Origin of the sequence: Pseudomonas sp. AP42 (assembly GCF_001728935.1) — a bacterium.
GTDB lineage: Bacteria > Pseudomonadota > Gammaproteobacteria > Pseudomonadales > Pseudomonadaceae > Aquipseudomonas > Aquipseudomonas lactis.
The window spans coordinates 1-2832 of the sequence record NZ_LYSO01000207.1 but is presented as its reverse complement, the minus strand read 5'-3'; the positions used below and the strand labels follow the sequence as shown (position 1 = coordinate 2832).

At 60.6% G+C, this 2832-nt stretch carries 1 protein-coding gene; it reads right to left on the bottom strand.

Annotated elements, in window-relative coordinates; genetic code table 11:
* Positions 1-229: 229 nt before the first annotated feature.
* The gene (locus tag A7K61_RS30480; protein WP_069559017.1) at positions 230-2644 is read right to left on the bottom strand and encodes a TonB-dependent receptor; all 2415 of its coding nucleotides are present in this window, start codon (positions 2642-2644) and stop codon (positions 230-232) included.
* Between the last annotated feature and the right edge of the window lie 188 nt (positions 2645-2832).

Below are 2832 nucleotides of genomic sequence, written 5' to 3'. Positions count from 1 at the left end.
CCATCCATGGCGCGGGGCGGCTAAACCGGCATCCCTGCCGGTTTACCCCCCAAATCCCTGTCGAATTCCGGCCAGCGTGGTTTAACGGGGCGCCTAAGATCAAAAGCAGATCAAGATCAAGAGCGGCTCGCTTCGCATCGTGGTTACCGTCGATAGCTTCAGAGTTGTTAAATCCCTATGACCATCGCAGGCAAGCCAGCTCCCACTTAAGAATGCCAGCAACAAGGAATCAGAAGGTCAACGTGCTTGAAACCGACACCTGCCGTGCATCGCCAATGGACACGAACTGCGTGTTCACCGAAGAGGTGTAATAGGTGCGGTCAAACAGGTTCTTCACGTTGAGCTGAAACTTGACCTTCTGCCCATCAAGTTGCGTGTCGTAGCTGGCAAATACATCCGCCACGGTATAGCTCGGCAGTTCAAAGCTGTTGGCCGCATCCCCAGCGCGCTCGCCCACATAGCGCGCACCGGCGCCGACCCGCAGTTGATCGCCACCCAGAAGAGTGCCGAAGTCATACACCGCCGACAGCGAGCCGGTGTTTTTCGCCACGTTCTGCAGGCGCTTGCCTTTGAGCGTCGGGTCGTCGGTGACCTCGGCATCGGTGTAGGCATAGCTGCCGATCAGGCTCCACTTGTCGGTCAATTGCCCGCTGGCATCCAGCTCCAGGCCACGGGAGCGCACCTTGCCCGCCACGCTGTAGACCGAGGTTAGCCCCTCGCCCACCTGGACCAGCACGTTGCGTTTGTCGATGTTGAACAACGCCGCACTGGCGGTGATACGCCCCGGCAGGTCGAACTTGGTGCCCAGCTCCCAGGCCTTGGATTCTTCAGGGTCGAGGCTACCATCCAGCACGGTTTTGTTGGCCAGTGGCGCGATGGTGGAGTTGGGTTTGAACGACTCGGTGTAGCTGCCGTAGAACGACAGTTCATCGGTGTAGCGGTACACCAGCCCGGCCCGCGGCACCCATTTCTGGCCGTTGCCATCGGTGTTGGCGGTGAAGGGCACGCCTTTGCCGGCGTATTGATCGTACATTTGATAGCGCGCCCCACCGACCAGAATCCACTGGTCGTTGAGATGAATCGCATCCTGGAAGAACAGCGAGTCGCTGCGCAGCAGGTCCGTCTGGTTGCTGTCCGGCGCGCTGACGTTGGAGCCCGCCACTTCGTTGCCGTACACGGGGTTGTTGTAATTGAAGACACCGCGCGGTGCCTGGCGGATCAGGTCGGCGCGGTAGATCTTGCGGTACTCGTCGTCCAGGCCGAATACCAGGTCGTGTTGCATACCCGCCACATTCAGCTTGCCTTCAAGGCTTGCGGTTGCGAAACGGTCGGTGGTCAGTGCGCCCTGGGTGCCATCCATGCTGCGGGTCAGGGTGCCGTTGGGGTTGACCTTGACCACGCGCACCTGGCTGGCGTCGTAGGTTTCGCGGTTCCAGCTGTAGCCGAAGTGGGCCTTCCAGTCGTCGTTCAGATCGTGGTCGACGGTCAGGCGATACAGGTCGGAGCGCCCTTCCATATTGTTGAACGGCTCATCCAGGCGGCGGGTCGCGGGGATGTTCAGCGGGTGGCGGGTCTTGGGGTCGATGGCCGTGCCACGGTCAAAGGGCGAGAGAAACTCGCGGTGTTCATAGGCGACAACCACCTGGGTGGTATCGCCGTACCAGGCCAGAGACGGCGCCACCAGCGTCTCGCGATGGGTACCGTAGTTGCGCCAGTAGTCTTCGTCTTCATGATCCACGATCAGACGATAGGCCAAGCCGCTGTCACCGAGGGGCCCGGTGGTGTCGAGGTTGCCGCCGCTACCGTTTTTGCCGCTGCCGAAGGTTGAACCACGCGCGGTCAGAGCCGTGGACTGCACCAGCTCAGGCTTTTTGCTGACGATATTGACCACGCCACCCGGGTCCTGGATGCCGTACAGCAGCGAAGACGGCCCCTTGAGCACTTCGACACGATCAGCGGTGGCGTTCAACGCCCGCCCCTGCACCACCGGCATGCCGTCTTTCATGATCGAGCCATTACGGTTGTCGCCAAAGCCACGCAGCATCACCGCGTCCTGGGTGCTGCCGAGGGTGTTGGACTGGGTAATACCACTGATATTGCCCAGGGCGTCATCCAGGTTACGCGGCTGTTGATCGCGCAATACTTGGGCGGGCACCACATTCACGGTTTGCGGGGTTTCCAGCAGCAAGCCACGGGAGCGCATCACCGAACTGGTGGGCGGTGGCTGGTAGCTGGTGCTGGCTTGGGTCAAGTCGATGCCGCTGATGGTGGTAGCGCCCAGGTTGACCGCGCCATCGGTGGGCACCGGTTCCAGCGCCAGAGTACGGGCGTCGATCTGGCGAAAGGTGAAACCGGAACGGCCCAGCAGACGTTGCAGGGCCTGGGTCGCGCTCATCTGCCCACTGACCGCCGGGGCGTTGATGCCGTAGGGCGCTTCATCGGTGTAGATCACACTGAGCCCGGTAACCCGGCTGAAATCACTCAACGCCTGGGGCAACGGCTTGGCCGCCAGGGCAAAATTGAACTGGGCGCTGTGCTGCTCCTGCGCCTGCGCAATCGCCAGGGGCAGCAAGGCCAACCCAGACACCGTGAATACCGAGGCTCCCAGCCACTGTTTGACCCAACCGCCCGCCGTCGATTTCATGCTGTGAGCACCCATGTAGAAAACGCTGTTAATGCGAATTGATCGCAGTTTCATGCACTACACGGATGAGCCGACGATTTACCTCACCTCTGCTGGCAATTATTTTTTATTTACGGCATCTGGGTGCCACCGTTATCACAGCATAGGTATCTACATCACTTTCTGGGCTGTAGGAGCAGACGGTAACC

Coding starts and splice junctions, on each gene's coding strand:
- A7K61_RS30480 (WP_069559017.1), bottom strand. CDS start 2,644: ATGAAATCGACGGCGGGCGGTTGGGTCAAACAGTGGCTGGGAGCCTCG.